Raw genomic sequence first — 3,193 nt, 5'->3', positions numbered from 1 at the left:
GGGCCAGCGTCGACCAGTTTTCCGTCGTGGCCGCTGCGGCAAGGGCCGCCAGGGCCACCAGCGCCGCGCCGCCATCGGCCAGCGCCAGCACGCCCGCCACGGTCAAGGCTGCCAGCACCAATTGCACGCCCTGGAGCAGCACTTCGCCCCGGACCAGCGCGCCGCGCGCCGTGTCGAGCGCACGGGTGTGCGGTTCCAGTGCGGTGATGACCCGCGTGCCCAACCCATAGACTGCGATCTCGCCGGAACAGGCTGCATAGCTCGCATAGTCGGCCTTGAGGCGATTGAGCGCTGCGGCATGCTCCTGTCGGGGCCGCGCCAGCAGGCGCGGTGTCAGCATCCAAGAGGCCAGCCGCATGGTCGCAAGCCCCGCCAGCAGCGTCAGCGCCGCCGGCCAGCCCGCCAGACTCGCCGCGATCAGGCCTGCTACTGCCCCAGCCAAGGCGCCCGGAACCGTGACCTTGCGAACCACGCTGTCCTCCAGCGCATCGACATCGGAGCCAAGCCGGGCCGCCATGTCGCCGCTTGACCGGGCCAGAGAAAGTGACGGATCGCTTGCCGCCAGCCGGGCAAACAGGGCGGGGCGCAAATCCGCCAGGGCAAACAGCGCGGCCTGGTGGCCGAACAGGCGCTCGCCATAACGGCTGAGCGTGCGGGCGATCGCCAGCCCCCGGATCCCGGCGCTTGGCAGCAGGTAGTTGAAGGCGCGCACACTGGCCACGCCGCCCGCGCCGGCAAGGGCGGCGCCGGTCAGGAACCAGCCAGACAGCGCCAGCAACGCCACGCCCGCCAGTGCCGCGACCATCGCCAGGCCGATGGCAATAGCCGTGCTGCGGCGTTGCCGCCGGGTTGCATCGCGCAGGAGGCGCTCGATCATGGCATCACCATGCGGCTTTTTGCACAGGCGATCAGCGCCGGATCGTGCGTGGCAGCGATCACCAGACGGGTGCGGGCGGTGTCATGCAGCAAGGCAATGACCTTGGCTGCGGTTTCGGGATCGAGATCGGCGGTCGGCTCGTCAAGCAGCAGCAGTGGCCGCCCGCTGGCAATTGCGCGCACCAGCCCGATCCGCCGCCGTTCGCCGCCAGACAGGCCGGACCCACGCGGATCGATCGTCAGGTCTTCGCCCCGCGCGGCAATAACGGCGGCCAGGCCGCTCGCATCGGTTAGCCGGGCGAGTTCCTGCGGTCCAAGGTCCTTGCCGCCAAGCCGAAGGTTGTCCGCCAATGTGCCGGGCAGCAGCAGGGGGCGCTGCCCGGCCCAGCCTGTCAGGGCCGGCAACGCGCTCGCGGCGACTGGCGTGTCATCAAGGATGATCCGGCCCGCCGATACCGGCGCCAGGGCGATCAGGGCATGGAGCAGCGAGGATTTTCCGGCGCCGGTCGGTCCGGTCACCACGTGCAGGCCGGGGCCCTGCCAGCACGCGCTCACCGGACCAATACAGTTGTCATCAGCATAGCGGATCGTCAGACCTTCGGCGCGGAGTTGGCCGATGCGATTGCGCGGGACGGCTCTGGCTTGCACCGCCGGTAAGTGGGCCTGGTCCAGCGCGGTGGCCACGCTGCGTTCGGCAGCCTGGCCTTGCTGCTTGTCGTGGTAGGCCGCCGCGAGCCGCCGCATGCCAAGATAGAACTCCGGAGCCAGCGCAAGGGCGAAGAAGGCCTCGCTAAGGCTCAGGTCTTCGGGAGCCGGGAACGGCAGCAGCCCCAGCAGCGAGAAGCCGCAATAGACCGCCACCAGAGCGACGGACAGGGCGGCGAAGAATTCCAGCATGGCGCTGGATACGAACGCGATCCGCAAGACCTGCATCGTGCGCCCCGCCACGTCGCGGGCTGCCCCGCCGATCTGGCGTGTCACGCGATCCTCCGCCCCGAAGGCCAGGATCGCCGGCAGAGCAGCCACGCGATCAACGAACAGGCCGGACAGGCGCGACAGGGCCAGGAACTGCCGGTCCGCCTCAGCTTTCCCGGCCAGCCCCGCCAGCGCCATGCCCGCCCCGAAGGGGATCAGCGTAGCCAGCAGGATCAGGGCGGAAAACCAGCTGGCCAAGGCGACGGCCATGGCAATGATGAAGGGCGACAGCATCGCGGCGTGACGCAGCGGCTGAAAGCGGGCGATCAGCCCCTCATGCGCTTCCACGTCGTCGATCGCCACGCGCAGGTCCTCGCCGATCAGGCGGCCGCGTATCTGCCCGCTGGGCAGCAGCGCGGTCATCACGCGGGCCCGCAAGGCAGACTTTGCATGGGCGGCAGCCTTTTGGCCCGCCAGCCCCGCCAGGGCTTGCGCGCCAGCGCGAAGCAAGCCGCTGATGCCGATCCCGGCCAGCAGCCACCAAGCCTGCGCCGAAAGTCCCCCGGCTGTCCACGATGCGATGAACGCGGCCAGACACCCGGCAAACAGCACGGCGCCCACCGTGTCGCCCAGCCACCACAGTGCAGCGATCGGGGTGGCCGGACGGGGCGGCCTTGTGGCTGCGAATTGGGACTGTTGCGGCGGCATGGGAGCTTTCAGGTCGCGATTGACGACAGTTTCATATTAGCATATTCGCAAATTCAATAATTGAGTGGATGCGCTGAGTCGAGTCCCATCCGGTCAATCGGGGCCGGTAAAGGAGCGTGCATATGGATATGGCTGTTGTCGAGCTAAGTCGGCTCCAGTTCGCGCTTACCGCGATGTATCACTTTCTGTTTGTTCCCCTGACGCTTGGTCTGTCGTTCCTGCTGGTCATCATGGAAAGCATCTATGTGATGACCGGCCGGGAAATCTGGCGGACCATCACGCGCTTCTGGGGCAAGCTGTTCGGCATAAACTTCGTGCTCGGCGTGGCCACCGGGATCACGATGGAGTTCGAGTTCGGAACCAACTGGGCCTATTACTCTCACTATGTCGGCGACATCTTCGGCGCACCGCTGGCGATCGAAGGGCTGATGGCCTTCTTCCTTGAAGCGACGTTTGTGGGCCTGATGTTCTTCGGCTGGGACAAGCTTTCAAAAGTCGGGCACCTTGCCGTCACCTTCCTCGTCGCGCTTGGCTCCAACCTCTCGGCGCTGTGGATCCTGATCGCCAACGGCTGGATGCAGAATCCGGTCGGTGCGCGCTTCAATCCTGAAACCATGCGCATGGAAGTGACCGATTTCTATTCGGTCCTGTTCAACCCGGTCGCGCAGGCCAAGTTCGTCCACACCGTCAGCGC

General features: G+C 67.0%; 3 protein-coding genes. 1 reads left to right on the top strand and 2 read right to left on the bottom strand.

Going from position 1 to position 3,193, the window contains the following annotated elements; translation table 11 throughout:
* The coding region (locus ACE3N9_RS16515; protein ID WP_374285588.1) for an ABC transporter transmembrane domain-containing protein at window positions 1-877 on the bottom strand (877 nt) is incomplete at its 3' end.
* Window positions 874-2,499, bottom strand: a complete 1,626-nt coding sequence (locus tag ACE3N9_RS16510; RefSeq protein ID WP_374285586.1) for an ABC transporter ATP-binding protein/permease — start codon at window positions 2,497-2,499, stop codon at window positions 874-876. The genes ACE3N9_RS16515 and ACE3N9_RS16510, both read right to left, overlap by 4 nt.
* A 122-nt stretch (window positions 2,500-2,621) precedes the next feature.
* On the opposite strand from ACE3N9_RS16510, the gene ACE3N9_RS16505 reads away from it, so the two are divergent.
* The coding region (locus tag ACE3N9_RS16505; protein ID WP_374285584.1) for a cytochrome ubiquinol oxidase subunit I at window positions 2,622-3,193 on the top strand (572 nt) is incomplete at its 3' end.

This window comes from Novosphingobium sp. (genome assembly GCF_041905565.1).
Classification (GTDB): Bacteria; Pseudomonadota; Alphaproteobacteria; order Sphingomonadales; family Sphingomonadaceae; genus Novosphingobium.
Note: the sequence above shows the minus strand (reverse complement) of the source record. Positions and strands in the feature narration are given on the sequence as shown.